This is a genomic window from Parahaliea maris (assembly GCF_008064665.1).
Taxonomy (GTDB): Bacteria; Pseudomonadota; Gammaproteobacteria; order Pseudomonadales; family Halieaceae; genus Parahaliea; species Parahaliea maris.
The window spans coordinates 36390-61256 of record NZ_VRZA01000008.1; the positions used below are offsets into that span (position 1 = coordinate 36390).

A 24867-nucleotide genomic window follows, 5' to 3' on the forward strand; every position below is an offset into this window, starting at 1 on the left:
TGTGGGGGCAACCAGAATGGATTTTATCTTGACGGAAAACCAGGCGTTTCCGTTGTACACCCTGATCTTCACCCTGACCAGCGCCCAGGTGCTGGTGTTGTACTGCCTCAGCGCTTCCAATACCCCTATCCAGGGGCTCGGCCTGTTTACCGTTTACTTCATGTCGGCGCTGATGGGGTGGATCCTGTTTGCGCTGCAACAGGGGCAGGCCGCGGGAGGCCTGGGCCTGGATGTGGCCGCCGTTGTCACCCTCATTACCAGCTATCTCCTGTTCCTCGCCTGCGGCCAGCGCGCGGGCACCCAGCGCGGGCGCTGGGTGCTGGGAGCGCTGTGTCTGGCGGCCTGTTTCAGTGCCTTTTACTTCCCCCCCGCCGAGATGTTCAAGGTGCAACTGATTGGCACCGCCCTGCTGTGGGGTGCCGCGGGCGCGGTGGCCGCCTGGCGCGGCTGGCTGACCGCCAATGCCGGGGACTGGCTCATCGCCGCCGCGGGCCTGGGACTGTGCTCGGCGCTGGCCGCCATGACCCTGTTCCCCGCGGGGGAGCCCGGTGTCGTCCCGGGCCGCGTCCTGATGTGCTACACCGCCGCCTATGTGGTGGTGGTGATCGGGTTTCTGGGTTCCGTATTGCTGGAGTACCAGCAACACCTGTCCCAGCTTGCCATCCGCGACCCGGCCACCCAGCTGTTCAACCGACGCGGGCTGGAGGAAGCCCTGCACCTGAGCCTGGCTGCGGCGGCCCGCCACAACTCCAGGACCTCCGCCGTGCTGGTAGACATCGATGATTTTCCCCAGCTCAGGCAAAGTTTCGGCAGTGACTTCGGCGACCAGGTGGTGCGCCAGCTGGCGGACTTACTGCAGGACCTCAGTCGCAGTAGCGACGTGATCGCCCGGGTCGGTAACGAGACCTTTCTGCTGATCCTGCCCAACACCGCGGGGGACGCGGCCCGCATTCTGGCGGAGCGGATACGCGAGGCAGTAGCAGACACCTTCTTCCGGGCCGACCGGCAACGGGTGGCTGTATCGATAAGCGCAGGCATCGCGACCCAGGAAGGGGCCACCACGGTGGAAGAGTTGAGCGTCTCGTCAGGCCGCGCCCTGCAGGTTGCCCGGCGCGGCGGGCAGAACCGTGTCGCCGCGGTCGACCGCAAGGCCCAGCGGTTCGGTACGGGAACCGCCACCGATGCAGGGTAAGGCCATGCGCGAGCGCTCGATCTCCGTGTATTTTGTGCGGGCCGTCCTCGAGAACGCGGTCAGCCGGGGCCTCGACCCGGCGGAGCTGCTGCGCCGCAATCGCATCTCGCCCCGCCTGCTCAAGGAGCCCAACGCCCGCATCTCCATCGAGCGCTTTGCGGACTTACAGGTCAGTACCATGGTCGCCATGGACGACGAGTCCCTGGGCTACGCGGGGCGCCGCCACCCGGTGGGCTGCTGGTCCATGATGTGCCATGCGGTCATTGGCAGCGAAACGCTGGGGCAGGCCCTGTCGCGGCACTGCCGCTTCTACCAGCTGATCGATTTCGACCTGTATCCCGAATTCATCGTCGAGGAAGACACCGCCAAGGTACGCGTTGCCCATACGCCCAACGCGGTACCGCCCCCCTACATGGTCGAACTGACCCTGTTCAACGTGCACCGTTTCGCCAGCTGGCTGGTGCAGGAACACTTGCCGCTGCAGCAGGTGTACTTGAGCTACCCCATGACGACCGATACCACCGACTATCGCCACATGTTCCTGGGCAACCCGGTGAGCTTCGAGGCCGACGAATGCGCCATGGTGCTGTCCCGTGCGCTGCTGGAGAAACGCATCACCCAGAGCGAACAGAATCTGCGGCATTTCCTGCGCCACCCGGTGCTGATCCTGATGACCCAGAACTATGCAAAAAACAGCTGGACCACACGGGTTCGCGAGATCATCGCGCGCAATATGCTGGACATGCCGGAATTGCCGGAAGTGGCCACCCGGCTGGAGATGCACCCCCAAACCCTGCGCCGCCGGCTGTCGGCAGAGGGCACCACCTTCAAGGACATCAAGAACCAGCTGCGCCGCGATACCGCCCTGCACTTTCTCGGCAAACGGGGGCTGTCCATCGAAGAGATAGCCCACCGCTCCGGATTCTCCGAATCCAGCGCATTTATTCGCGCCTTCAAGGGCTGGACCGGCGTCACACCCTACAGTTATCGCAAGGGCATTTGATCGGATTCGGAGACATTTGCGTATCTGGTTGTCTATAGTGTCAGTGAAGCCATCGGCCCGAGAGATTCCGGAGTGAAAAAACTGCTGCGCGCGCTGGCCCTGATTTACCTGGGCTACCTTCTTCTCAGCGCGCTCGTCATCCTGCCCCTACTGAACTTCCTGCCCCCCTGGTTTGTGCACCAGCAATACCAGCGCGACCTCGACCTGGAACTGGTGGTATTCAACCCCTTCAGTCTGTCGCTGTCGTCAGGGCAGTTGCGACTTTCGGAGGCCCCCACTACCCCTGTCACCGACTCCCCCACCGGCATCGAATTTGCCAGCCTCGACAACGCTGAAATCAATCTGTCGCTGACCAGCCTGTGGCGACCGGGCTGGGTATTCGACACCCTGGCGGTCGAGGGCGTGTCATTGCACCTGCGCCGACTGGCGGACGAGGGCCTGAACATCGACGATTTCCTGGCACCTGGCGAGGCTCCAGCGGAACGACCCGCCGGTGAATTGCCCGGTGTCACTGTCAACCAGATACGGCTGTCGGCCCACCGTATCATGGTCAGCGACGAGGCCCGCACCACTCCCTACCGCACGCACTGGGACGAACTGCGGGTGCGCATGTCGGACCTGTCCACGGTGCTGGAGGCGGGGCATCCCTACCATCTCCGGGTCTTCGACGAGAGTGGCGGCAGCCTGGAGTGGGAGGGGGAATTGTCCATCCCCCGTGGGCACAGCGCCGGGCGCGTGGAGCTCAGCGTGATCGGCCTGCGCCCCTTCTGGCGATTTGTAAAAGACCAGGTGGACTTTGAAGTAGTGAGCGGCCGCCTGGGGGCGGTGGCCAAGTACGAGCTGAACTGGAGTGAAGGCCTGCACTTTACTGTCGACGATGGCGGCGTCGATATCAGCCGCCTGGCGCTCGCCCCGGTCGATCCCGCGGCCCTTCCCGATACCGGGATCGACCTGGCCGCCCTGAGCATCACCGGGATCCACGTGGCGGGCGACGAGCAGCAGGTCAGCATCGACAGTATCGCCGCCGACGGCCTCAACCTGAGTGGCTGGCTGGAGGGAGAACAGGTTTCCCTCGCAGACATGTTTCGCACCCGCTTCGCCTCCGGCGATCCAGAGCCAGCGGCAGCGGCAGCGGAGCCCGCTTCGCCCTGGCGAGTGAACATTGCCAGCAGTGCGATCAACGAGGCCGAGATCGCCTGGCGCAGCCCCTTTACCGAACCGCAACAACTGACAGTTTCGCCGTTCGACCTGCGGGTGACAGACATTCGCTGGCCGGTGGAGGGCCCCAGCCAGATTGAGCTGGACTTCCTGGTCAATGACACCATGACAGGCCGCCTGGACGGCCAACTGCAACTGGAGTCGGGAGACGGCGCATTCGATTTCGCCACCGGCAAGATTCCCCTGGCCTGGTTTGCACCCAACATTCCCGACATTCTCAACGCCCAGATCGACTCCGGGCAGGCCCGCAGCCGGGGCAACCTCAGCCTGACAGGCTTTGCTCCGCAACAGATACGCCTGGAGGGCGCGGTGGACAACCTCGCCGTCCACCTCTACGGTGCCGAAGATGCGATTACCCGCTGGAAATCACTGGCCTGGAAAGGCCTGAATGTAGATCTTCCCCAACGCAGCGTAGACCTGGCTCGCCTGCACCTCGACGGCTACGCCGGCCGGGTGCACATCCATGAAGACGGCACCCTGAATATCCAGCGCCTGCTGCAGGAGGACGCCGAGAACAAGGCCCAGGCAGCGCAAGCCGCGGGGGTCGAAGAGCAAGAGCCAGCGGCGGAACCCTGGCGCTTTGCCGCCCCGGACATCGCCATCAGCGACAGCGAAGTGGACTTCATGGACGAGTCCCTGCCGATCCACTTCCGCACAATTATCGGCGACGTCAATGGCGCGATTACCGGGCTCAACAGCGACCCGGACAGCAGCCTGAGCGTCGACATCACGGGGTCGGTGGACGGCTACGCCCCGGTGGTACTCGCGGGCAGCGCCAGCCCCTTTCACCAGCCGCCGGCAGTGGATCTCGACCTGACCTTCCAGGGCGTCGACCTGGCTCGCCTGACGCCCTATTCCGGCACCTACGCCGGCTATGCCATCGACCGCGGCACGCTCAACCTGGACCTCAAGTACAGCCTGGCCAACGATCACCTGGAGGGCGATAACAAGGTGGTCATCCAGCAGCTCAAGCTGGGGAAGAAGATCGACAGCGACAAGGCGCTGGATATCCCCCTGCAGCTCGGCATCGCCCTGCTGACCGACGCCAGCGGGGTCATCGACCTGGCGGTACCGGTGAGTGGCGACGTCGACAATCCCGAGTTCTCGCTGGGCTCGGTGATCATGGGGGCCTTCGTCAACCTGCTCACCAAGGCCATCACGGCGCCCTTTACCCTGCTGGCCAACCTGGTGGGCAGCGAAGACGACCTGCAGCGCTTCAATTTTGCCGCCGGCAGCAGCGAGCTGGATGAGTACGGCCGCGCAAAAATGACCGAGCTGGCCGAGGCCATGGCCCAGCGCCCCAAACTCAAGCTGGTCATTGGCGGGCGCCTGAACCCGGCGAGCGACCGGCAGAAACTGCAGCAACAGCTCCTGCGCGAGGCGTTGCTCGCCGAGGGGCTGACAGAACAGGATATCGATGATCGCAACGAGGCCTGGGAAGCGGCGGTCGCCCGCCGCTACGCTGAACTGCCGGCCGCCCCGGAAGCGGCCGCCGACAACACCGAAGCGCCGTCGCCCCTGGTCCAGGCGCGCCGGGTGCAGGCGCAGATAGCGGTACCGGACGACGCCCTGAAGGCGCTGGCAGAGGAGCGCGCCGCCAGCAGCAAGCGCTTCCTGGTCAACGAGGCCGGCGTTGCGGCAGACCGGGCGGTGATCGAGCAAACCGACCCGGCCGCGGATTACAACAGCTTCAGCGGCGTGGAAATGTCCGTAGACACCTGATCAGGCGGGCTGGAGCTTCACCCCGCAGTAGCGGCACAGGTAACGCCCGGTGCCGCGCTGGACACGGTTGTGCCGGGTGGTCGACAGCTCGTGATCGCGACAGGCACAGCGGTAGGGGTGGGTGCGCTGGCGGCGTTGGGGAATATCCGAGAGGTCGCGGTCAAAGGTCACCGTGGGCGCCACCCCCAGCAGGTCCATCACCGCCCGCCACTCGCGCCCGTGGGGGGCGACCCGGCGACGCTGGTACAGGGTGTGCACGATGTAGTGGGCCACTTCGTGGGGCACGGTATCTTCGAGGTTTTCCCGATAGTACTTGGCGAATATCCAGGGGTTGTAGCGAATCCAGCTGCGCCGCCCGTCGCTGCGAAACATGCCAGCGCTGCGCCCGCGCAGGTCAAAGCACACTGCGGGCACCGCGAACTCCCGACCCAGGGCCTGCCCCACGCGCGCCACGCAGGCGGCCGTGGCCTGCTCCACCTCGCGGCGCTGCTCCGCCCCGATCGGCTCGATCTGTGACTGACTCACCCTGACTGTTCACCCTTCCCGTACTGGCCGGGCAGTATATCTGACCAGCTCTGCTGGCACAGGCTCAACCACTCGCTGAGGGCCGCACTGTGAAATTTGTCGCGGTGCAGTATGAGGTTGAGATGGCGGTGGAAATCGCGCCCGGGCACGGCCAGCGGCACCAGGGAGCCCCGGGCAAAAGCTTCCACCAGGCTGATCCGCGACAGGCAGCCCACCCCCAACCCGGACTCCACGGCCCGCTTGATGGCCTCGGTGTGGCTCAGCTCCATGCTGATGGACAGGTCCGGCAGAATGCCGTGCATGGCGCGGTCAAAAGTCTGGCGGGTGCCGGAACCCCGTTCCCTCACGATCCAGTCGAGACCCAGGAGATCATCGTCGCTCAGCGCGGGCCGCCCGGCCAGCGGATGACCGGGTGCGGCGAACACCTGCAATTCGTCCTCGCGCCAGTGCCGGGTCTCCAGGTCCGGATGGTGGAACTCCCCCTCCACCAGGCCCATATCCAGTTCGAAGGCCGCCACCATCTCCGCCACGCGCTCGGTATTGGCCACGGTGAGGCTGACATCGGCAGCGGGGAACCGGCGGCGGAAGTCGGCGATCATCTGAACCGCGAGATAGTTGCCGATGGTGAGGGTGGCGCCAACCTGCAGGCGCCCGGCCACCTCGCGCCCGGACAGGGCCTGCTCGAGCTCCCGGGCCTGGGCCAGCAGGTTTTCCGCCCTGGGCCGCAGCTGAGCCCCCAGCTCCGACAGCTGCAGCCGCTTGCCCCGCCGGTCGAACAGCTGCACCCCGAACTGGCTCTCGAGATCCTTGAGGGCGCCGCTGGCCGCGGACTGGGACATGGCCAGGTCTGCGGCGGCCCGGCTCACGTTCTCATGGCGGGCAGTGGCGAGGAAAACCTCGAGCTGGCGCAGGCTGAAGCGCATCTTTTATCCGTATTTCCGATATTGTTTATCCATTATTCCCGTTTTACCAATATATGAAAAGCCCCTAGACTGCCGCCATCAACGACTCGCCTTTTCACACAGAGGAAACCGCAAGATGGCCACACTGCTCCGGGAACAGGTCACTGAAGTCCACCACTGGACCGACCGGCTGTTCAGCTTCAAAACCACCCGCGACCAGGGCTTCCGCTTCAAAAACGGTTATTTCACCATGATTGGCCTGGAACACGAGGGCAAGCCCCTGCTGCGGGCCTATTCCATGGCCAGCGCCAATTACGAGGACCAGCTGGAGTTCTTCAGCATCAAGGTCCCGGACGGCCCCCTGACCTCCAAGCTGCAGAACATCCAGGTGGGCGACGAGCTGCTCATCAACAGCAAGGCCACTGGCACCCTGGTGCTGGACAACCTGCTGCCGGGCCGCAACCTCTACCTGATCGCCACCGGCACCGGACTGGCGCCCTTCCTGTCCATTATCAAGGACCCGGAAATCTACGAGGCCTTCGACCGGGTCATCCTGACCCACGGCTGCCGCTATGTGGAGGAACTGGCCTACCAGGAGGCGATCACCGAGCACCTCCCCAACCACGAGTACCTGGGTGAGGACGTGCGCAGCAAGCTGGTGTACTACCCGACAGTGACCCGGGAGGAATTTCGCAATACCGGCCGCCTGACCGATCTCCTCGGCAGCGACAAGCTGCCCACGGACATCGGCCTGGAGCCGATCAACCCCGAGCACGACCGCTTCATGATCTGCGGCAGCCCGAGCATGCTCAAGGATATCTGCGCCCTGCTCGACGGACGCGGCTTCCGTGAGTCCCGCCACGGCAAGCAGGCCCACTACGTCATCGAGCGGGCCTTCGTAGAAACCTGAGCAGAAACCTGAACCGAAACCGGTACTACTGCGCGTCACCCACGTCGAGGTGTTCGCGCAGTTCCCGCTTGAGGAACTTGCCGTTGGCATTGCGCGGCAGGGGGTCATCCAGGAACCAGAGATAGCGCGGTACCTTGAACGGGGCCAGCAGGCCGGCGCAATGTGCCCGCAGCTGGTCAGCGCTGGCGCTGGCGTCCTCGTTCAGGTACACGGCGGCACCGACTTCTTCCCCAAGGCGGTCATCCGCCACCGCAAACACCACACACTCGGCCACGCTGTCATGGGAAAACAAGGCGTTTTCCACCTCGGCGCAGTAGACGTTCTCGCCACCGCGCAGCACCATGTCCTTGGCCCGGTCCACCAGGAAGATAAAACCGTCCTCGTCCAGGTAGGCGATGTCGCCGGTGTGCAGCCAGCCCTCGGTGATTGATTCCGCGGTGGCCTCGGGACGGTTCAGGTAGCCCTTGATGACCGGCGCCCCGCGCACCCACAGCTCCCCGATCTCGCCGGGGGGCAGCGCCTCCCCCGTCGGGCCGACACACTGCGCCTCGAAGGTCGGCATGGCCGGCCCCACACTGGCGGGTTTGTTGCTGAAGAAAACCGAGGACACCGCCGCAATAATCCCGCAGGTCTCGGTCATGCCGTAGCCGGTATTGGGACGCGCGTTGGCGGTCAGCTGGTCGATCTTTTCCACCAGGTCCGGCTGCAGGGCCGCGCCGCCGCCGCCCAGGGTCTTGAGGGAGGAGGTATCGCGCCGCTCGAAGTCCGGGTGCATCAGGATTTCCCGGGCCATCATCGGCACCGCATTGAATACCGTGACCCGCTCGCGCTCGATCAGGGCCAGGGCCTCCTCAGGGTCCCACTTGTACATGTGCACCATGCAGCCGCCGGCCACCGTGGTGGCGTGAGCCACGCAGTTGTTACCGGTCACATGGAACAGGGGAGTGGCCAGCAGCGACACCAGGGTCTCTGGCGGCGCTTCGGGATCGGCCGGCTCTGCCTCCCCGGCCAGCACCAGGGCCTGAGTCTGCACCGCGGTCGAGAAGGCCACGTTGAGCACATTGTTCACGCAGCCGCGATGGGTCAGGCGCGCCCCCTTGGGCCGACCGGTAGTGCCGGAGGTGTAGAAAATACAGGCGTCGTCCTCCGGGTCGATCAGGGCCTCGGGAAGGCTGCCGGGCGTATTGACCACATCCATCCACTCGCAGACCCAGTCGGGCACCGCGTCTTCCATGCGCACGGCGGCAACCACCAACTCCGGGAAGTTTTCACGAATAGCCGCGAAGCGCTGCAGCCGCTCGCGGTCACAGATCAGGACTTTCGGCGCAGAGTCCTCCAGCGCGAACTGCATTTCGCTTTCCACCCACCAGGCATTCATACCCACGGCCACAGCACCCATGGCAGTCACCGCCCAGTAGGCCAGCATCCACTCGGGGTAGTTGCGCATGGCAATGGCGACCCGATCGCCGGGCCTCACCCCCTGCTGCTGCAGCCAGGTAGCGACCGAGGCGACGATTTCATGGGCTCCGGCATAACTGAGGCGCTCGTCCTGGTAAACCAGATAATCGGCTGCGCCGTGGGCGGCGCTCGCCAGCCAGATTTCCCGCAGTGAAGGTGGAGCGTGGCAATAGGTGCGGATGGCGACGCCGCCGACTTCCGCTGTGGTGACTTCGAAGGGCTGGCCCTCGGCGGTCAGTTGATCCCAGGCCTCTTTCAGGTGTTGATACACAGTCTCTCCCAGTTATCGGCAGTTATCGGGAAGGGCGAGCATAACGGCTGAGGACGGTGCGCTCAATCACTCTGGAATACTGTCACCAGCGGTCAACTTTTTTGTAGGATAACGTCATTGCCGCTCCATCCGGCGGACAACAGACTGAAGCCCTTTTTGCCCTACGCCAGTCCCCAGGAATCATAATGAATACACAACAGCTCGACACCCGCCGCCTGGCGGCCTATCTGAAGCAGCACATCCCCGGTCTCGACGGCGAACTGACTGCGGAAAAATTTGCCGGCGGCCAGTCCAACCCCACCTTCAAACTGAGCTGTGGCGACAGAGCCTTCGTCCTGCGCCGCAAGCCACCGGGCGAACTGCTCCCCTCTGCCCACGCGGTGGACCGCGAATTCCGGGTGATCAGCGCCCTCCAGGACACCGACGTTCCCGTGCCCCGCACCTACACCCTGTGCGAGGATGACAGCGTGATCGGCTCGATGTTCTACGTCATGGAGTACATGGAAGGCCGCATTCTGTGGGATCCGCTACTGCCTGAAGCCGCCGACAACAGCGAGCGTGCGGCCTACTACGACGCCATGAACAAGACCATGGCCGCCCTGCACAGCGTGGATATCGACGCCGTGGGGCTGTCGGACTACGGCAAGCCGGGCAACTATTTCGAGCGCCAGGTGGGCCGCTGGACCAAGCAGTACCGGGCGTCGGAGATGGAATCCATCCCGCACATGGAAAAGCTGATCGAATGGCTACCGGCCAATATGCCGGCAGACGATGGCACCGTCAGCCTGGTGCACGGTGACTACCGCCTCGACAACATGATGTTCCACCCCGCAAAACCCGAGGTGATTGCACTGCTGGACTGGGAACTATCGACTCTGGGCCACCCGCTGGCGGATCTCGCCAACCAGTGCATGGCCTGGATGCTGCCGCGGGACAGCAGCATGAAAGGACTGGCAGGCGTCGACCGGGCCGCGCTGGGCATTCCCTCCGACGAGGAGTACATCGCCCGCTACTGCGAGCGCACCGGCCGCAGCGGCATCGACAACTGGAACTTTTACCTGGCCTTCTCCCTGTTCCGCCTGGCGGCGATCGTGCAGGGTATCCGCAAGCGCGCCGAGATTGGCACCGCCTCCAGTGCCGAAGCCGATGCCCGCGGCGCGCTGGTGTTCCCGCTGGCCGAAATGGGCGTCAGCCTGATCGAATAAGCGCGGATTATCCGCTACACCCAGCCTCAGGCGGCGGCGCGGCCGTCCTTGCTTGCGCCGTCGCTGGAGGCGGCCTTCTTGCCGCCGGTGCTGGCGCGGGCCCGTCCGGCCCGGGCCTTGGGCGCACTCTTGGTCTTGGTACGGCTTTTGGCCTTGGCGCCACTCTTTGGCTGGGGCTCGGGTATCTGCGCCATACGCTCGCGCAGGGCCTCCCGGTCGGAACGGGTCGCCGGTGGACGGCGGCGGGAAGAGCGCGGCCGGTGATAGTCCTCTGCCTTCGGCCGCAGGTCACCGTATTCGAAGCGGTGCAGGATCTCCTCCATGGTGCGGCTGATCTTGGTGCAGACGCGAATGGTCTCGATGTGGGGATAGGCGCTGTGCTCTCCCCCTTCCACCAGGGCCAGCAGTTCCTTCTCCGAGATATGTGACAGAATCTTGGTCGGGTTGTACCAGCGGAAGCTGGGAATGATGTTGATATCGCCGCTGTACTCCTGGTCGATCAGGCTGTGAATGCCGTTCATCAACAGGTTGAAGCGCGGCCAGGTGTCGCCGTTTTTCTGGACCATGCCGCGATAGAAATTGAGCAGTTCCCGGCCCATGCCGATACCGAGGCTACCCACGGAAGCCACCAGTTTGCCGCGCTTGCCACTGCGGTTGAGGAACGGCGTGGCAATCGGGTTCACCATGCTCACAATGTAGTGATTGGTGCTGAACAGCCGCGACAGGCGCTTGGCCGGCAGGTCGTCGGCGATCGAGCCGTCCACCCACTTGCGGGTGGGCAGGTAGGGCTGGGCCTCGCCGTGGACGTTCTTGGCCATGAGCATGACCGGCGGAAAGACGCCGGGTACGGCGCAGGAGGCCATGACCGCCGAGCGCACGTAAACGTTGGGTGAGGTAATGGCATTGAGCAGGCGCGAACGCTGGTGCTGTTCCGCCGGCGCTACCGTAATACTGATCTGGCGACCGGTTTTTTCGTAGGCCTCCTGGAAGGTCAGGTCCGGTACCAACCCGTCGATAATGGCCTCCAGACCACGTACATCGATCTGCGCGTTGGCGCCAAAGAACATGCGAGAGAAGGCGTTGGCCTCTTTCTCGGCCTCGAAGTGCATGGAACTGGGGTCGAAGACATGTTGTAGCTCTTCATCGGTGTGGGTACCAACGACACCGGCGACCAGCGAACCGGCACTGGAGCCGGAAATCACCCGGGGCAGCAATCCCTGTTCCAGCAGGGCCCGCACCACGCCCATATGGTAGAAGCCGAGGACGCCGCCGCCACTGAGCATGAGGGCAGAGCGGCCGAAACAGATATTGGAGCGATAGAAAAAGTCCAGCTTGGTCTGGGTGTCGATCTCGTCGGACTTGAGCTCGGCCAGGAAGCGCAGGGAGTCGTCGATTTCGTCGATGTACTGCTCGATCAACTGCTTGGTGCCGAACTTGGCGCGGTGATAGAGGGAACTCCGCCCCATTCCGCCCATATTGCCGTGAATACCCTCATTCAGTGCAAACAGCAGGCCATGGTGGTCGTGCCGGGAGCGCAGGGCCCGCAGCCGGTCCAGGCGCATACGAATCTGGGCATAGTCGTACTGGCGGGTCTGGTCGACTTCCCGCCAGCGCTTTTCGCCGGAGATCTCGTCGTGGGCAATGGCCGCATCGCGCCACTCCTCATAGCTGGTGCTCCGATCCATCTGCTTTTCCAGCTGGCGGAGCTTGCGCGCGTGTCTCACTGGCTTACCTCGGGATTTAGTGGACTTTCAAGGATAAAACATTACAGCGGCTGAGCACAGGGCCAGCCAGAACTGGCCCGGGGTGGCAGGAAACTGGCCGATCAGTCCTCCGGGGAACCCTCCCCGGCCTTGTCAGCTTCCTTACGATACTGCTCCACAAGGTGCTTTTTGTACAGCTTCCCATTGTCCATCCGGGGCAGCTTTTCGTGGAAATCAAGGCTCCGGGGCACCTTGATGTGGCTGAGCCGCTCACGCAGCCACTCCAGCAGCTCGAAGGCGACCTCGTCGGTGGCATCCGCCCAGTTCTGGGGCTCTACCACGGCCTTGACCTCCTCGCCAAACTCGGTGTTGGGAATGCCGAATACCGCCACGTCGGCCACCTTGTCGTGGGTGATCAGCAGGTTTTCGACCTCCTGCGGATAGATATTCACCCCACCTGAAATAATCATGAAATTCTTGCGATCGGTCAGGTAGAGGAAGCCGTCCCGGTCCACGTAGCCCACGTCCCCGGTGGTGGCCCAGCCGCGGTCGTTGTAGGCCTCGGCGGTCTTGCCCGGCTCGCCGTGGTACTCGAAGGTGGCCTGGTCGCCGGAGAAGTACACCGTACCGATTTCACCCGGCGGCAGTTCGTTGCCGTCGTCATCGAGAATATGCAGTTCTCCCAGCAGGGCGGGCCCCACCGAACCCTTGTGAGTCAACCAGCTGGCGGAGTCGATAATGGTCACGCCAATGCCCTCGCTGGCGGCGTAGTACTCCACGATAACCTCGCCCCACCAGTTGATCATCTGCTCCTTCACTTCCACCGGGCACGGCGCCGCGGCGTGGATCGCGAACTGCATGCTGCTCACGTCGTACCGCTTGCGCACCTCCTCCGGCAGCTTGAGCATGCGAATGAACATGATGGGCACCCACTGGCTGTGGGTCGCCCGGTGTTCCTCGATCAACTGCAGGGCGTGTTCGGGCTCGAATTTTTCCATCACGATGGACGTGCCGCCCTGGTGGATGGTCATGAAATTATAATGCAGGGGAGCCGCGTGATAGAGCGGCGCCGGCGACAGATAGACCGTCTCCTCGCCGAAGCCGAAAGCGGCGCCCAGGGTCGCCGCCAGGGGAAACTCCGCCAGCACGTCTTCACTGTGGGGGGGCACAAAGACCCCCTTGGGCTTGCCGGTCGTCCCGGAGGAGTACAGCATGGCCACGCCGTTGCCCTGGTCGACAATGGGCTCGGCGGGCTGGGCATCCACCGCCTCCTCCCAGGAATCGAAACCGTCGCAGATACCGCCCACCATGTACCAGCCCTTGAGACCGCCTAGCTGCTCGCGCAGGCCGCTGGCCATGTCCTTCAGCTTGTAGGAGCCGATAAACACCTCGGCGTCGCAGTTCTGAAGGATATAGGCCGTCTCCTCCTTCTGCAGGTGGGTACTGATGGGGGTAAAAATGATACCGGCCCGCTGGGCCGCCCAGCAGATCTCCAGAAAATGGCGGTTGTTCTCCATCATCATCGCGATGTGCGCGCCCTTGGCCACACCGAGAGAACGAAACAGCTGGGCCCCCTGGTTACTGCGCTGGTCGAGTTGGGCGTAGGTCACCATCTCCCCGGAATCACCCATGATGAAAGCGGGTTTGTGGGGGTAGGTCTGGGCGGTCACACTGGGATGCGGCATGTCGTAGATACCTCGTTACGGCGCTTTCGGCGCGTTATCGTTATTCCGGCGCCACACTATAGAACCTGCGGGAAGGGGCTGGCAATGGCGGCTACCGCCTCGCTGGTATTACTGATAGTCCGGCGCTGGACCTAGCGGGCCCCGAGTCGCATCTACTAGAATGGGTGCAGACGTGTCAGTTTCCTGTGCCGCCACCACGCAGCGGCAGTTTCATGAGGTACCCCATGCTTCCTTCCCAGGCTCTCTCTCCCGCCGAGCTGCGCCAACGCATTCGCAGCGGTGACCACCGCGGCAACACATCCGGCTTTGCGCAGGGGTTTGTACAGTGCAACCTGGCCATTTTACCGGCCGAGTGGGCGGCGGACTTCCTGCGTTTCTGCCAGTTGAATCCGCGCCCCTGCCCGCTGGTCGGTATGTCCACCAGCCCCGGCGATGTCGCGCTACCACCTTTGGGGGATATCGACATACGGACCGACGTGCCAAGCTACCGCGTTTTCCGCGAGGGGGAACTCGTGGATGAAGTGCATGACATCCGCGAACTCTGGCGTGATGATCTGGTCACCTTTGCCCTGGGTTGTTCCTTTTCCTTCGAGGAGGCGCTGCTGGCGGACGGCCTGGAAGTGCGCAATGTCACCCAGGGGGTGAACGTGCCAATGTACCGCACCAATATTCCCTGCCAGGCAGCGGGCGCCTTTGCCGGCAACATGGTTGTCAGCATGCGGCCCTTTCGCGCCGCGGACGCCATCCGGGCAGTGCAGATCTGCACCCGTTTTCCCGCGGTACACGGTGCACCGGTCCACCTGGGAGATCCGGCGGAAATCGGTATTGCCGACCTTTCACGGCCGGACTACGGTGATGCAGTGACGCTGGAAGAAGGCGAACTGCCCGTGTTCTGGGCCTGCGGAGTGACACCCCAGGTGGCTCTGGAGAAGGCCCGGCCGCCGTTCGCGATTACCCACAGCCCGGGCTGCATGCTGGTGACCGACCTGCGCAACAGCCGCCTCGCTGTGATGTAGGCATTGGACAAACCTTGAGAACTGACAGACGGAACCAGAAACGATGCGCCTGAACTGCGATCTCGGAGAAAGCTACGGCAGCTACACCATGGGAATGGATGCCGAGGTCATGCCCCACATCCACCTGGCCAATGTCGCCTGTGGCTTCCACGGCGGCGACCCGCTTACGCTGCAGCGCACCCTGACCCTGGCGGCCCGGCACGGTGTCACCGTGGGCGCGCACCCGTCCTATCCGGACCTGATCGGTTTTGGTCGGCGCAGCATGCACCTCAGCCGCGAGGAACTGGTGGCGGACATTCTCTACCAGGTGGCGGCACTGGATGGCATGGCCGCGAGCACGGGAGTCCAGCTGGAATATATCAAACCCCACGGCGCACTCTATAACGACATGATGGCCAACGCTGAAGTGCGTGAAGGCGTCATGCAAGCGGTGGCCACCTACCACCGCCCGCTGAAGCTGATGCTGCTGGCGACCCCTGGCGCCGACCAGCACCGGGACGAAGCCGAACAGGCCGGTGTCAGCGGCCTGCTGTTCGAAGCCTTCGCCGATCGCTGCTACGACGATGACGGCAGCCTGCTGTCGCGGCGCAAGCCGGGTGCCGTACACGATCGCGAAAGCACCCTCACCCAGGTCCGCCAGTTGCTGCACGACAGGAGCGTTACCTCCATCAGCGGCCATCGCCTGGCGCTGGAAGCCGATACGATCTGCGTACACGGCGACAATATCGAGGGCGTGCGCGCCATCGAGGCCATCCGGGCGATTGTCGACGAGGCCTGATCCAGTGCGACTGACCCAGGCGGGAGAAGCCGCCCTCATGCTGTACCTTGGCGACACGACCTCACCGGCCGTATCGGCCCGGGTGCAGTCTGCTGCCCAGGCGGTTGAACTGGCACTGGGGAGCGACCTGGTAGACCTGGTGCCGTCCTACGCCTCACTGCTGATCATCTACAACCCGCTCTCTACCGATCATTTCAGTGTCGCCCGCCGGGTGCGCGAGGCAACCGGCAGCCTGGATACCGGTGCAACCGGTGCCAGCCGGGAAGTCCGCCTGCCCGTGTATTACCACCCAGAGGCAGGCGCCGACCTGGAAACCCTCGCCGCGCGCGCCGGCCTTTCAGTGGATGACGTGATTGCCATTCACAGCGCAACGGAATACCGCGTCTACGCCATCGGCTTTGCCCCGGGCTTTGCCTACCTGGGCGAAGTGGACGAGCGCATTGCCGCACCACGCCTGGCCACCCCGCGGCAGCGGGTTCCCCGTGGTGCAGTGGCCATTGCCGACCGCCAGACGGCGGTCTACCCGGCGGTTTCCCCGGGCGGCTGGAACCTGATCGGCCGCTGCCCCACCCGCATGTTCGACCCCGATGCAGACCCGACCATGCCGGTAAACGTGGGCGACCGGGTGCGCTTCGAACCTATCGACCGCGAGCAGTTCCTGGCCCTGGGAGGTGAGCTGTGAGCCTGGAGGTCATCCAACCCGGCCTCATGAGCCTGCTGCAGGACAGCGGCCGCTTCGGCCAGCAGCGTATCGGCCTGACCACCGGCGGCCCACTGGACCCGGAAGCCTTCGCCCTGTGCAACCGGCTGCTGGGCAACGAAGCCGGAGCCACCCTGGTGGAAGTAAGCTTTGGCGGGCTCGTACTCAAGGCGACAGTCGAAACCCGCCTGTGCGTATGCGGCGCCGAAATGCCCCTGCGTATCAACGGGGAGCCCCGCGAACTGTGGCGGGTGCACCCGGTCAGGGCCGGCGACGAAATCGCCCTGGAGTTCGCCACCGCCGGTTGCCGCGCCTACCTCGGCGTGGCCGGCGGTTTCGCCATTGCACCGCGCTTCGGCAGTGCCAGCACCGTGGTGCGGGAGAAAATCGGCGGGCTGGCGGGCGACAAACTCCAGCCCGGTGACAGCCTTCCCTGCAGCGCCAACCGGGATGCCCCCCTGCGCTACCTCGACGAGGCCGATCGTCCGCACTACGGCGACAGCGTGACCCTGCGGGTCATCCCTGGCTACCAGGTGGATCACTTCCCGCCACTGGAGCAGCGACGGTTCTTCGCCAGCGAATACACGGTATCCGACCGCTGCGACCGCATGGGGTACCGGCTGGAAGGCCCGGCCATTGCCTGCGACATCGAAGGTATCCTGTCGGAGGGCATCTGCTTTGGCGCCATCCAGATTCCGGCAGACGGACAACCCATTGTCCTGCTCAACGACCGCCAGACCATTGGCGGTTACCCCAAGATTGGCGCGGCGTTGTCCCTGGATGTCGCCCGTCTGGCCCAACTGACACCCGGTGCTACGGTGCGCTTCGAAGCGATAACGACCGAGGCCGCCCACAATGCGCTGCACCTGGCCAGACACCGCCTGCAGCACCTGCCCCTGACGGAGTACCGCCCATGAGCGAAGCCGAACTCTCAGTCGCCATCGAGAACGTGCTGGTGGCCCGCAACCTGCGCCAGATGCGCGTGGCCCAGGCCGCGCTGGCACCAGGCTACTACCTGCGCGCCGCGCACATGCTGCACAAAGCCAGCGGCTGCGTGCTCATCGGCACCGGGTTCCCGGTGGCTGACACCTTCGAAACCGACGGTCCGGTGGGCGCCATCGCCCTGTACGAAGCACTGGCGGCACTGGGCTACCAGCCGATTCTGGCCTGTGCAGCGCCGCTGGCAGGCGCCCTGGCAGCAGACTTCCGGATTCTGGAGTTGAACGCCGACAGCCTCGACGGCGCCCGCGAACAGGCCGCCGCCGAACTGGCCGCACTGAACCCCGGAGCGATCGTCTCCATCGAGCGTCCGGGCCTGACCGACGACGGCCGCTACTACAACATGCGCGGCGAGGACATCAGCGCCCGCTGCGGTATTTTCGACCCCTTCCTGGAACTGGCCGACTGCCCCACCATCGCGATTGGCGACGGCGGCAACGAAATCGGTATGGGCAACATTGCCGAGGCCATTAGCGCCCTCGACATCCGGGTCTCCGTGACCCGTTGCGACGAATTGCTGGTGGCCGATGTCTCCAACTGGGGCGCCTACGGCCTGATCGCGTTTCTCGGCCTGTGGCACCGCCAGGATCTGCTGGGCAAGATCTCCCCCAACGCCATTCTCGACTATCTTTCGGTACGGGGTAGCGTAGACGGCGTGACCCGGGAGAACACCCCCACCGAGGACGGACTGGACGCCTCCCAGGGGGTGGACGTCATCCGCGAACTGCGGGCACTGACCGGCTTCGGCGACAGCGCCAACTGACTTGACAACCAACCACAGGAACACCCCATGAGCATCGTATACCTGAACGGCGAATACCTGCCGATGAACGAGGCCCGCATCTCCCCGATGGACCGCGGCTTCCTGTTTGGCGACGGCATTTACGAGGTCATTCCCTCCTACGACGGCAAGCTGGTTGGCTTCGGCCCCCATATGGATCGCATGCAGGACGGACTGGATGCGCTGGAAATTCGCCTGCAACTGGATCAGGACGAGTGGCGCGACATTGCGCTCAACCTCGTTGAACGCAATGGTGGTGGCAACCTCGGCATTTACTTCCACGTCAGCCGCGGCGCCGACAGCATCCGCAACCACGCCTACCCCAGCGGCGTGGAACCAACGCGCTATGCCTTTGCCTTCGAGATCCCCCCTGCCCCGGTGGCCGACAAGGCGCAAGCGACCTGCTACAAGGTGTCCACGACCGAGGACCTGCGCTGGAAACGCTGCAACATCAAGTCCACGGCACTGCTGGGCAATGTCATGCACTACCAGCAGGGCTACGCCAATGGCAACAGCGAGACCATTCTCTATAACGCCAGGGGCGAGCTGACCGAAGCCGCCGCCTGTAACGTCTACATCGTCAAGGACGGCGTGGTTGCCACACCGGACCTGGACCACCAGAAACTGCCGGGCATCACCCGCCTGATCCTGCTCGACGTGCTGCGCAAGGACGGCTCGATCCCGGTCGAGGAGCGGGTTGTGACACTGGAGGAACTGAAAAACGCTGACGAGGTGTGGCTGTCCTCCTCCAGCAAGGAACTGGCGCCGGTGGTCGAGGTGGACGGCGTCACCGTGGGTGACGGCAAGCCCGGCGACATCTGGCTGGCCGCCGAAACCCTGTTCAGCAAGCACCGCTACGACTACTAGACCGGTTAGCTCTCATGTCCCGCCCCAACCAGGCCAGGCTCGACCTGGCCGCGCTGCGCCACAACGCAGACCTGGTCCGTGAACTCGCGCCCAATGCCAACAGGATGGCCGTAGTGAAGGCCAACGCCTACGGCCACGGCGCCGTCACCATGGCCAGGGAGCTCGAAGGTCGCACCGACGCCATGGCCGTGGCCTGCCTGGAAGAAGCCCTGGAGCTCCGTGAGTCGGGCATCGCCTCGCCCATCCTGTTGCTGGAGGGCGTATTCGAGCCGGACGAGTTGAAAATTGCTGCGGAGCAACAGATCTGGGTAACAGTGGACAACGCGGTCCAGCTGGAATGGCTGGAAAATGCCCGCCTGTCTGCCCCACTGCAATGCTGGCTCAAGGTCGACACCGGCATGCACCGGCTGGGCGCAGAGGCAGGCCAGGTGGCCGCCTTCTTCCAGCGCCTGGTGGACTGTCCCAACAGCGTGGGCACGCCGGTACTCTCCACCCACTTTGCCAGCGCCGACGAGATCGAGCGCGACACGACCACCCGTCAGCTCGCCCTGTTCGAACAGTTGACCGGCGACTTCAGGGCATTGCGCAGCGCCGCCAACTCGCCTGGCGTGCTGGCCTGGCCCGCGTCTCACTACGACTGGGTGCGCCCCGGCTACATGCTGTGGGGCAACTCGCCTTTTGGCACTGCAGAACAGGCCAATGCGGCCCGCCTGCGGCCGGTGATGACCCTGTGCTCCGCTGTCATTTCCGTACGCGATGTTGCCGCGGGTGAATGCGTGGGCTACGGCGGCAGCTGGCGCGCCGAACGCCCCTCCCGCATCGCCACGGTCACGATTGGCTACGGCGATGGCTACCCCCGCACCGCCAGCAACGGCACCCCGGTACTGGTCAATGGCCAACGTGCCCCACTGGCCGGCCGGGTCTCCATGGATATGATCACCGTGGATGTCACCGACCTCGACCCGGTCCAGATCGGTGACCCGGTGATTCTGTGGGGTGACGGATTACCCGTGGCGGAAGTGGCGGAGCCCGCCGGCACCATCGGTTACGAACTCCTGACGCGCATGCCACCACGCACCCCCAGGGTCGTCGTCACCGCCTGACAATGCCGATGATAAAAAGCACGCTCAAGGTCCTGCTCTGGTTGATACTGCTGTTAATACTAACTGCAACCGGGCTTTACCTTTGGCTGCGCTGGGAATTCGCCCGCCTGGAACGCAACGACGCCAATTACCAGGCCCTGTTCAACGCCCCGGTAGCCGCCCTGCCGGCGCAACCGGTGCAGCCCTGCCGGGATCATTACCCACAGCGCAGGGCCTGGTTCGGCGCCCTGCATGTACACACCGCCGCCTCCTACGATGCCACCGCCTTCGGGGTGATCGCCGGCGCCGACGAAGCCTACCGCTTTGCCCGCGGCGAGCCTCTCCCCCTGCGCCTGCAGGGTGACGGAGCGGAAATTCAGCCTCCGGTAGCGCGCATCAGCTCACCGCTGGACTTCATGGCCGTGACCGACCACGCCGAGGGACTCGGCGAAAACCGCCTGTGTTACGACCGCAGCAGCGATGCCTACGGGCGGCTGGTCTGCCGGCTGTATCGCGGCGACCTGCGACTGCCCCTGGAGGAGACCGCGCAACCGATGGTGCGGCTCGCCTCGACCGCCATTTTTGGCCAGGATCGCTCTGCCCGGGTCTGCGGAGAAGATGCGCAAGACTGCCTGCGCGCGGCCGACCTGGGTTGGCGCGACAACCAGCGCGCCACCGAGCAATGGCAGGACCACAGTGACGACTGCAACTTCACGACCTTTCACGCCTACGAGTACAGCCTGGCCGAAGAGGCTTCCAACCTGCACCGCAATGTCATCTTCCGCAGCGCTACCGTGCCCCAGTCCATCGCCGGTGCCAAAGAGGCCCGCACCCCGCCGATGCTGTGGCAGTGGCTGGCCACAACCTGCCGCGAGGGCCATCCCGACTGCGACGTACTGGCCATTCCCCACAACAGCAACTGGAGCTCGGGGCGAATGTGGCTACCCTATCGCTACAGCAATCTCTCGGCTGCCGAGGCCCGGGCCGAAGCCGAACTGCGGGCGAGCCTGGAGCCGCTTGCAGAGATCATGCAGACCAAGGGTGACTCCGAGTGCCGCAACGGCCTGGCCAGCGTGCTGGGAGCACCGGATGAAGCCTGCGACTTCGAGAAACTGCGCCCGGCGACTGCCCCGGTGCAGGACTGCGGCAACACCCCGGGCAGCGGCGGCATGATGCTCAAGGGCTGCGTATCCCGTTTCAACTACCTGCGCCACGTGCTGGCGGAGGGCCAGGCCGATGCAGCGGTGCTGGGAGTCAATCCCTTCAAACTCGGCATCATCGCCGATACCGATACCCACACCGCCACGCCCAATGCCGGCCAGGAGGCCAACTGGCAGGGTTCCCACGGCCATGATCGCGATGTCCAGCACCGCCTGCTGTCCGCAGTGGAAGTGCCGGGCGATATCGCCACCGGTTCACCGGTGCGTTACAACCCGGGCGGGGTGGCCGGCATCTACGCCGAACAGAACAGCCGCGCCGCCCTGTTCGACGCCATGCGCCGCCGGGAGACCTTCGGTACCAGTGGCCCGCGCATCCGGCCGCGTTTCTTCGCCGGCTGGGAGTTACCGGAAGACCTGTGCGACAACCCCGACTTCCTCGCCACCGCCTATGCCCGAGGGGTCCCCATGGGGGGCGACCTGCCCCCGGCTCACGGCACAGCGGCCAGTCCGCTGTTCGCGCTCAGCGCGGCGGCGGACCCGCGCCCGGAGGGGGGCCTGTTACAGCGGCTGCAGATCATCAAGACCTGGGTGGATGCCGAGGGCCGCAGTCACCAGGCCGTCTTCGACGTAGCGGGAGAAGCCGACAACGGCGCCGGTGTCGATCCCGACACCTGCGAGGTCTTCGGCCCCGGCTCGAGCCAGCTCTGCGCCACCTGGCGCGACCCCGGCTTCGCCCCCGCCCAGAGTGCGGTGTACTACGCCCGGGTACTGCAAAACCCGAGTTGCCGCTGGAGCCGCTACGACTGTATCGCCCTCCCGGTGACAGAACGGCCGCCCAGTTGCAGCGACCCCGCCCTGCCAGTCACGCAGCAGGAGCGGGCCTGGACCTCGCCCATCTGGTACCGCGGGCGCTGATCCGGGGCTCTGATCGACTTCAAGGCGCCTTCGCGCTAGTCCTGCGGCATCGCCTTCCTATACCATGGCAGGCAACAGCAGCCTGACGGAGCTCATGCCCCCTGGTGACTACAAGCGATTCCGGCCCCAGCGCAGAAACCCCTGTACCCGACGGCAGCCTGCTGGCGGCCATCGATCTCGGCAGTAACTCCTTTCACCTCATCGTCGCCCGGGTAGAACACGGGGAGATTCGCCCGGTGGAAGCCCTGGCGGAAAAAGTGCAACTGGGGGCGGGCCTGGAAAACCACCGCCTCAGTGAGGAGGCCATCACCCGCGGCCTCGAATGCCTGGCCCGCTTCGGCCAGTTACTGGGCAGCGTCGAACCCGAACGCCTGCGGATCGTTGCCACCCATACCCTGCGGGTGGCCCACAACCGCCGGGACTTCACCCGCCCGGCAAGGGCACTGCTCGGCACCCCGGTAGACGTGGTCTACGGCCGCGAGGAAGCGCGCCTGGTCTATCTCGGCGTGGCCCACACCCTGGCGGACGACGCCCAGTCGCGGCTGGTCATCGACATCGGCGGTGGCAGCACCGAACTGATCGTCGGCGAGCGCTTTGAACCGCGGGAACTGGAGAGCCTGCAAATGGGCTGCGTCTCCTACTCCCGGGAATTCTTCCCGGACGACGCCATCACCCCCGAGCGCTATCGCGCCGCCTGCAACCACGCCCGCCTGGAACTCTCCCACATCCGCCACCGCTACCACAGCGGCCTCTGGGTGGACTGCGTGGGTTCTTCCGGTACCCTGCAGGCCATCGAGGGCATCCTCAGCACCTACGGCTGGAGCAGCGGCGGTATCGACCGGGCCGGGCTCGAACAACTGGAACAGAAGCTGCTCAAGTTCAAACGCTTCGACACCCTCAAACTGCGCGGCCTGTCCCCCCAGCGGCGCAACGTGATCGTGGCGGGCGTCGCCATCACCCGCGCGCTGTTCGACGTACTCGGCATCCAGCACATGCGCACTTCCAAGGGCGCCCTGCGGGAAGGGGTGATCTACGACCTCATGGGGCGGCTGTCCCATGAGGACGTGCGCGAACGCACCATCAACGCCCTGATGCAGCGCTACGCGGTGGACGCCGCCGGCGCCGCCATCGTCGAGAAGCGCGCCCACATGCTGTTCGACGCCACCCGCAAGAAGTGGGAGCTGGGCAAGGGCGACCGGGAACTGTTACACCGGGCCAGCTGTACCCTGGAAGTGGGAATGGCCATTTCCCACAAGCACTACAACCGCCACTCTGCCTACCTGCTGCAGAACGCCGACCTGCCGGGGTTTTCCCAGGAGGAACAGGAACAGCTGGCCCTGCTGGCACGCACCCACCGGGGCAAGCTTGACCCGAGCCTGTGGGCCGATTCCGGCGAGAGTGAGGAACCGCGACTGCTGCGGCTCATCACCCTGATGCGCCTGGCCTTCCTGTTCAAGCACGTGGAACAGCTGGAGCAACTGCCGGAATTCTCCATCGAGACCGGCAAGCGCTCCCTCAAACTGACTTTCCCGGAGGGCTGGCTGGCGCAACATCCCCTGACCGCATGGGAGATCGAGCAGGAACAGCTGGTGCTGGAGAAACTCGGGATGAAACTCAGGATCCTGTAAGCCGCTGCGCCTCGCGCCGGCCGATGTCCTCCAGGTAGGCCAGCAGCAGTGCATTGACCTCAGCCGAGGCCTCCAGCTGCACCATGTGCCCGGCGCCCGGGATCATCTCCACCCGCTGGAGATCGGGGAAGATGGCCCGCATCTGGCCGATCGGGTCATCACCGTGAAAGCCCTCCAGGTCCACGTCGTGCTCCGAACCGATGAAATAAGCCGGTACCTTCGAACAGACACCCTCGAAGGGCTTGCGCTGCCGCCACTTGATGTCGAAAGAGCGATACCAGTTGAGCCCCCCGGTGAATCCGGTACGGCTGTACTCCGAAACAAAAAACTCCAGTTCCAGTTCGCTGAGCCAGGGCCAGGGCAACGGCGGCGGCTCTTCCATGGCATCGATATAGGAAGTACCCGGCGGGTGCCTGAACATCTCGAAAAAATTGCAGGCGCCACTGAGGGTGTGGAAGACCTTGTGCAGGAATTCCCGGGGCTGCGCCGCCAGCTCCTGATCGGCCCGGGGCGGCTCGCGAAAATACTCTATGTGCAGGAAGTGGTCCCGGGCCTGCCGGCGGTATTCGCTGAGGGGCGGCTCATCGGGATTGTGCGGCGCAGCGGGGTTTTCCAGGCCGATGACCGCGATCACCCGGTCCGGCTCGCGCAGGGCGAGGTCGTAGATGGCGAAGGCGCCAAAGTCGAGCCCGGCGAAAACCGCTCGTTCCAGCTGGAGATGATCCAGCAGGCCCAGCAGGTCGCCGGTGATACTGTCGATATCGTAGGCCTCCACTGCCGCCGGCGCTTCGGACTGCCCCATGCCGCGCATGTCCGGGGCAATCACCCGGTAGCCGGCCTCGGCCAGCGCCGTGATCTGGCGATGCCAGCTGAACCAGAGATGGGGGAAACCGTGGCAGAGCACCACCGGCAGGCCCTCCCCCTGTTCCACAAAGTGCATCCGGATACCGTTGATGGTGGCGTGGTGGTGCGTCCACTGCATGGCGCCCATGGCGAGTCCTCTTATAGTTGACGCCATGCTGCCACAGGGCCCCGGGGCTGTCAGTCCAGGGAATTAGCCCAGCGCGCGGTAATCGGGTATCACCGCGGTGGCGGAAGACGCCACCACGTGGTTCACTAACGCCTTTTTTGCATCGCCGGAGACTGA

At 64.7% G+C, this 24867-nt stretch carries 20 protein-coding genes; 14 read left to right on the forward strand and 6 right to left on the reverse strand.

The window, feature by feature from the left end; translation table 11 throughout:
* Nucleotides 1-16: 16 nt before the first annotated feature.
* The 3 genes from FV139_RS18200 to FV139_RS18210 all read left to right on the forward strand — a co-directional run bounded on the left by FV139_RS18200 (nucleotide 17) and on the right by FV139_RS18210 (nucleotide 5135).
* A complete protein-coding gene (locus FV139_RS18200) occupies nucleotides 17-1192 on the forward strand; it encodes a GGDEF domain-containing protein (RefSeq protein ID WP_148069914.1) in 1176 nt (391 codons plus the stop codon).
* Complete coding sequence (locus FV139_RS18205; protein WP_148069915.1) at nucleotides 1182-2195, forward strand: AraC family transcriptional regulator; 1014 nt, start codon at nucleotides 1182-1184, stop codon at nucleotides 2193-2195. The genes FV139_RS18200 and FV139_RS18205 overlap by 11 nt, the downstream gene beginning before the upstream one ends.
* A 72-nt stretch (nucleotides 2196-2267) precedes the next feature.
* Entirely contained in the window at nucleotides 2268-5135 is a 2868-nt protein-coding gene (locus tag FV139_RS18210) for a DUF748 domain-containing protein (protein ID WP_148069916.1), read from the forward strand.
* Here the strand turns inward: FV139_RS18210 and FV139_RS18215 are convergent, their stop codons facing one another.
* A complete protein-coding gene (locus FV139_RS18215; protein ID WP_235898718.1) occupies nucleotides 5136-5660 on the reverse strand; it encodes a SprT family zinc-dependent metalloprotease in 525 nt (174 codons plus the stop codon).
* A complete protein-coding gene (locus tag FV139_RS18220) occupies nucleotides 5657-6583 on the reverse strand; it encodes a LysR family transcriptional regulator (RefSeq protein WP_148069917.1) in 927 nt (308 codons plus the stop codon). Before FV139_RS18220 ends, FV139_RS18215 begins: the two co-directional genes overlap by 4 nt.
* 115 nt (nucleotides 6584-6698) lie before the next feature.
* Between FV139_RS18220 and FV139_RS18225 the strand changes: the two genes are divergently transcribed.
* The gene (locus FV139_RS18225; RefSeq protein ID WP_148069918.1) at nucleotides 6699-7472 is read left to right on the forward strand and encodes a ferredoxin--NADP reductase; all 774 of its coding nucleotides are present in this window, start codon (nucleotides 6699-6701) and stop codon (nucleotides 7470-7472) included.
* A 25-nt stretch (nucleotides 7473-7497) separates the two neighbouring features.
* Here the strand turns inward: FV139_RS18225 and FV139_RS18230 are convergent, their stop codons facing one another.
* Nucleotides 7498-9201 carry a class I adenylate-forming enzyme family protein gene (locus tag FV139_RS18230; protein ID WP_148069919.1) on the reverse strand — a complete coding sequence of 568 codons (1704 nt, stop codon included), beginning with the start codon at nucleotides 9199-9201 and terminating at the stop codon, nucleotides 7498-7500.
* Between the two features lie 185 nt (nucleotides 9202-9386).
* Between FV139_RS18230 and FV139_RS18235 the strand changes: the two genes are divergently transcribed.
* The gene (locus FV139_RS18235) at nucleotides 9387-10406 is read left to right on the forward strand and encodes a phosphotransferase family protein (protein WP_148069920.1); all 1020 of its coding nucleotides are present in this window, start codon (nucleotides 9387-9389) and stop codon (nucleotides 10404-10406) included.
* A gap of 26 nt (nucleotides 10407-10432) precedes the next feature.
* Here FV139_RS18235 and FV139_RS18240 read toward each other — a convergent pair whose 3' ends face one another.
* Nucleotides 10433-12130, reverse strand: coding sequence for a DUF3336 domain-containing protein (locus tag FV139_RS18240; RefSeq protein ID WP_148069921.1), 1698 nt, complete (start codon nucleotides 12128-12130; stop codon nucleotides 10433-10435).
* 101 nt (nucleotides 12131-12231) lie between these two features.
* Complete coding sequence (locus FV139_RS18245; protein WP_148069922.1) at nucleotides 12232-13794, reverse strand: acyl-CoA synthetase; 1563 nt, start codon at nucleotides 13792-13794, stop codon at nucleotides 12232-12234.
* Nucleotides 13795-14018: 224 nt separating this feature from the next.
* On the opposite strand from FV139_RS18245, the gene FV139_RS18250 reads away from it, so the two are divergent.
* From FV139_RS18250 to FV139_RS18290, 9 genes are all read left to right on the forward strand, one after another.
* Nucleotides 14019-14810, forward strand: coding sequence for a putative hydro-lyase (locus FV139_RS18250; RefSeq protein WP_148069923.1), 792 nt, complete (start codon nucleotides 14019-14021; stop codon nucleotides 14808-14810).
* A 43-nt stretch (nucleotides 14811-14853) separates the two neighbouring features.
* Complete coding sequence (locus FV139_RS18255) at nucleotides 14854-15588, forward strand: 5-oxoprolinase subunit PxpA (RefSeq protein ID WP_148069924.1); 735 nt, start codon at nucleotides 14854-14856, stop codon at nucleotides 15586-15588.
* 4 nt (nucleotides 15589-15592) lie between these two features.
* Nucleotides 15593-16270 (forward strand): 5-oxoprolinase subunit PxpB, encoded by a 678-nt coding sequence (pxpB, locus tag FV139_RS18260; protein ID WP_148069925.1) that lies wholly within the window; start codon nucleotides 15593-15595, stop codon nucleotides 16268-16270.
* Entirely contained in the window at nucleotides 16267-17205 is a 939-nt protein-coding gene (locus FV139_RS18265) for a 5-oxoprolinase subunit C family protein (RefSeq protein WP_148069926.1), read from the forward strand. The genes pxpB and FV139_RS18265 overlap by 4 nt, the downstream gene beginning before the upstream one ends.
* Nucleotides 17202-18050 carry a glutamate cyclase domain-containing protein gene (locus FV139_RS18270; RefSeq protein WP_148069927.1) on the forward strand — a complete coding sequence of 283 codons (849 nt, stop codon included), beginning with the start codon at nucleotides 17202-17204 and terminating at the stop codon, nucleotides 18048-18050. The genes FV139_RS18265 and FV139_RS18270 overlap by 4 nt, the downstream gene beginning before the upstream one ends.
* 27 nt (nucleotides 18051-18077) lie before the next feature.
* Nucleotides 18078-18935, forward strand: a complete 858-nt coding sequence (locus FV139_RS18275) for a D-amino acid aminotransferase (RefSeq protein WP_148069928.1) — start codon at nucleotides 18078-18080, stop codon at nucleotides 18933-18935.
* 14 nt (nucleotides 18936-18949) lie between these two features.
* Nucleotides 18950-20038, forward strand: a complete 1089-nt coding sequence (gene alr, locus FV139_RS18280; protein ID WP_148069929.1) for an alanine racemase — start codon at nucleotides 18950-18952, stop codon at nucleotides 20036-20038.
* A gap of 8 nt (nucleotides 20039-20046) precedes the next feature.
* Nucleotides 20047-22092, forward strand: coding sequence for a DUF3604 domain-containing protein (locus FV139_RS18285; protein WP_187276629.1), 2046 nt, complete (start codon nucleotides 20047-20049; stop codon nucleotides 22090-22092).
* 104 nt (nucleotides 22093-22196) lie between these two features.
* Nucleotides 22197-23720 carry a Ppx/GppA phosphatase family protein gene (locus tag FV139_RS18290; RefSeq protein ID WP_148069931.1) on the forward strand — a complete coding sequence of 508 codons (1524 nt, stop codon included), beginning with the start codon at nucleotides 22197-22199 and terminating at the stop codon, nucleotides 23718-23720.
* Here the strand turns inward: FV139_RS18290 and FV139_RS18295 are convergent.
* Nucleotides 23707-24711, reverse strand: a complete 1005-nt coding sequence (locus FV139_RS18295; RefSeq protein ID WP_235898720.1) for an alpha/beta fold hydrolase — start codon at nucleotides 24709-24711, stop codon at nucleotides 23707-23709. The genes FV139_RS18290 and FV139_RS18295 overlap by 14 nt on opposite strands.
* Nucleotides 24712-24867 lie beyond the last annotated feature (156 nt).

Bases quoted from the DNA above. Each gene is read 5' to 3' on its own strand.
- FV139_RS18270 (WP_148069927.1), top strand. From the start codon at position 17,202: ATGAGCGAAGCCGAACTCTCAGTCGCCATCGAGAACGTGCTGGTGGCC.
- FV139_RS18285 (WP_187276629.1), top strand. From the start codon at position 20,047: ATGATAAAAAGCACGCTCAAGGTCCTGCTCTGGTTGATACTGCTGTTA.
- FV139_RS18200 (WP_148069914.1), top strand. From the start codon at position 17: ATGGATTTTATCTTGACGGAAAACCAGGCGTTTCCGTTGTACACCCTG.
- alr (WP_148069929.1), top strand. From the start codon at position 18,950: ATGTCCCGCCCCAACCAGGCCAGGCTCGACCTGGCCGCGCTGCGCCAC.
- FV139_RS18235 (WP_148069920.1), top strand. From the start codon at position 9,387: ATGAATACACAACAGCTCGACACCCGCCGCCTGGCGGCCTATCTGAAG.
- FV139_RS18205 (WP_148069915.1), top strand. From the start codon at position 1,182: ATGCAGGGTAAGGCCATGCGCGAGCGCTCGATCTCCGTGTATTTTGTG.
- FV139_RS18295 (WP_235898720.1), bottom strand. From the start codon at position 24,711: ATGGGCGCCATGCAGTGGACGCACCACCACGCCACCATCAACGGTATC.
- FV139_RS18220 (WP_148069917.1), bottom strand. From the start codon at position 6,583: ATGCGCTTCAGCCTGCGCCAGCTCGAGGTTTTCCTCGCCACTGCCCGC.
- FV139_RS18225 (WP_148069918.1), top strand. From the start codon at position 6,699: ATGGCCACACTGCTCCGGGAACAGGTCACTGAAGTCCACCACTGGACC.
- FV139_RS18245 (WP_148069922.1), bottom strand. From the start codon at position 13,794: ATGCCGCATCCCAGTGTGACCGCCCAGACCTACCCCCACAAACCCGCT.
- FV139_RS18255 (WP_148069924.1), top strand. From the start codon at position 14,854: ATGCGCCTGAACTGCGATCTCGGAGAAAGCTACGGCAGCTACACCATG.
- FV139_RS18275 (WP_148069928.1), top strand. From the start codon at position 18,078: ATGAGCATCGTATACCTGAACGGCGAATACCTGCCGATGAACGAGGCC.
- FV139_RS18250 (WP_148069923.1), top strand. From the start codon at position 14,019: ATGCTTCCTTCCCAGGCTCTCTCTCCCGCCGAGCTGCGCCAACGCATT.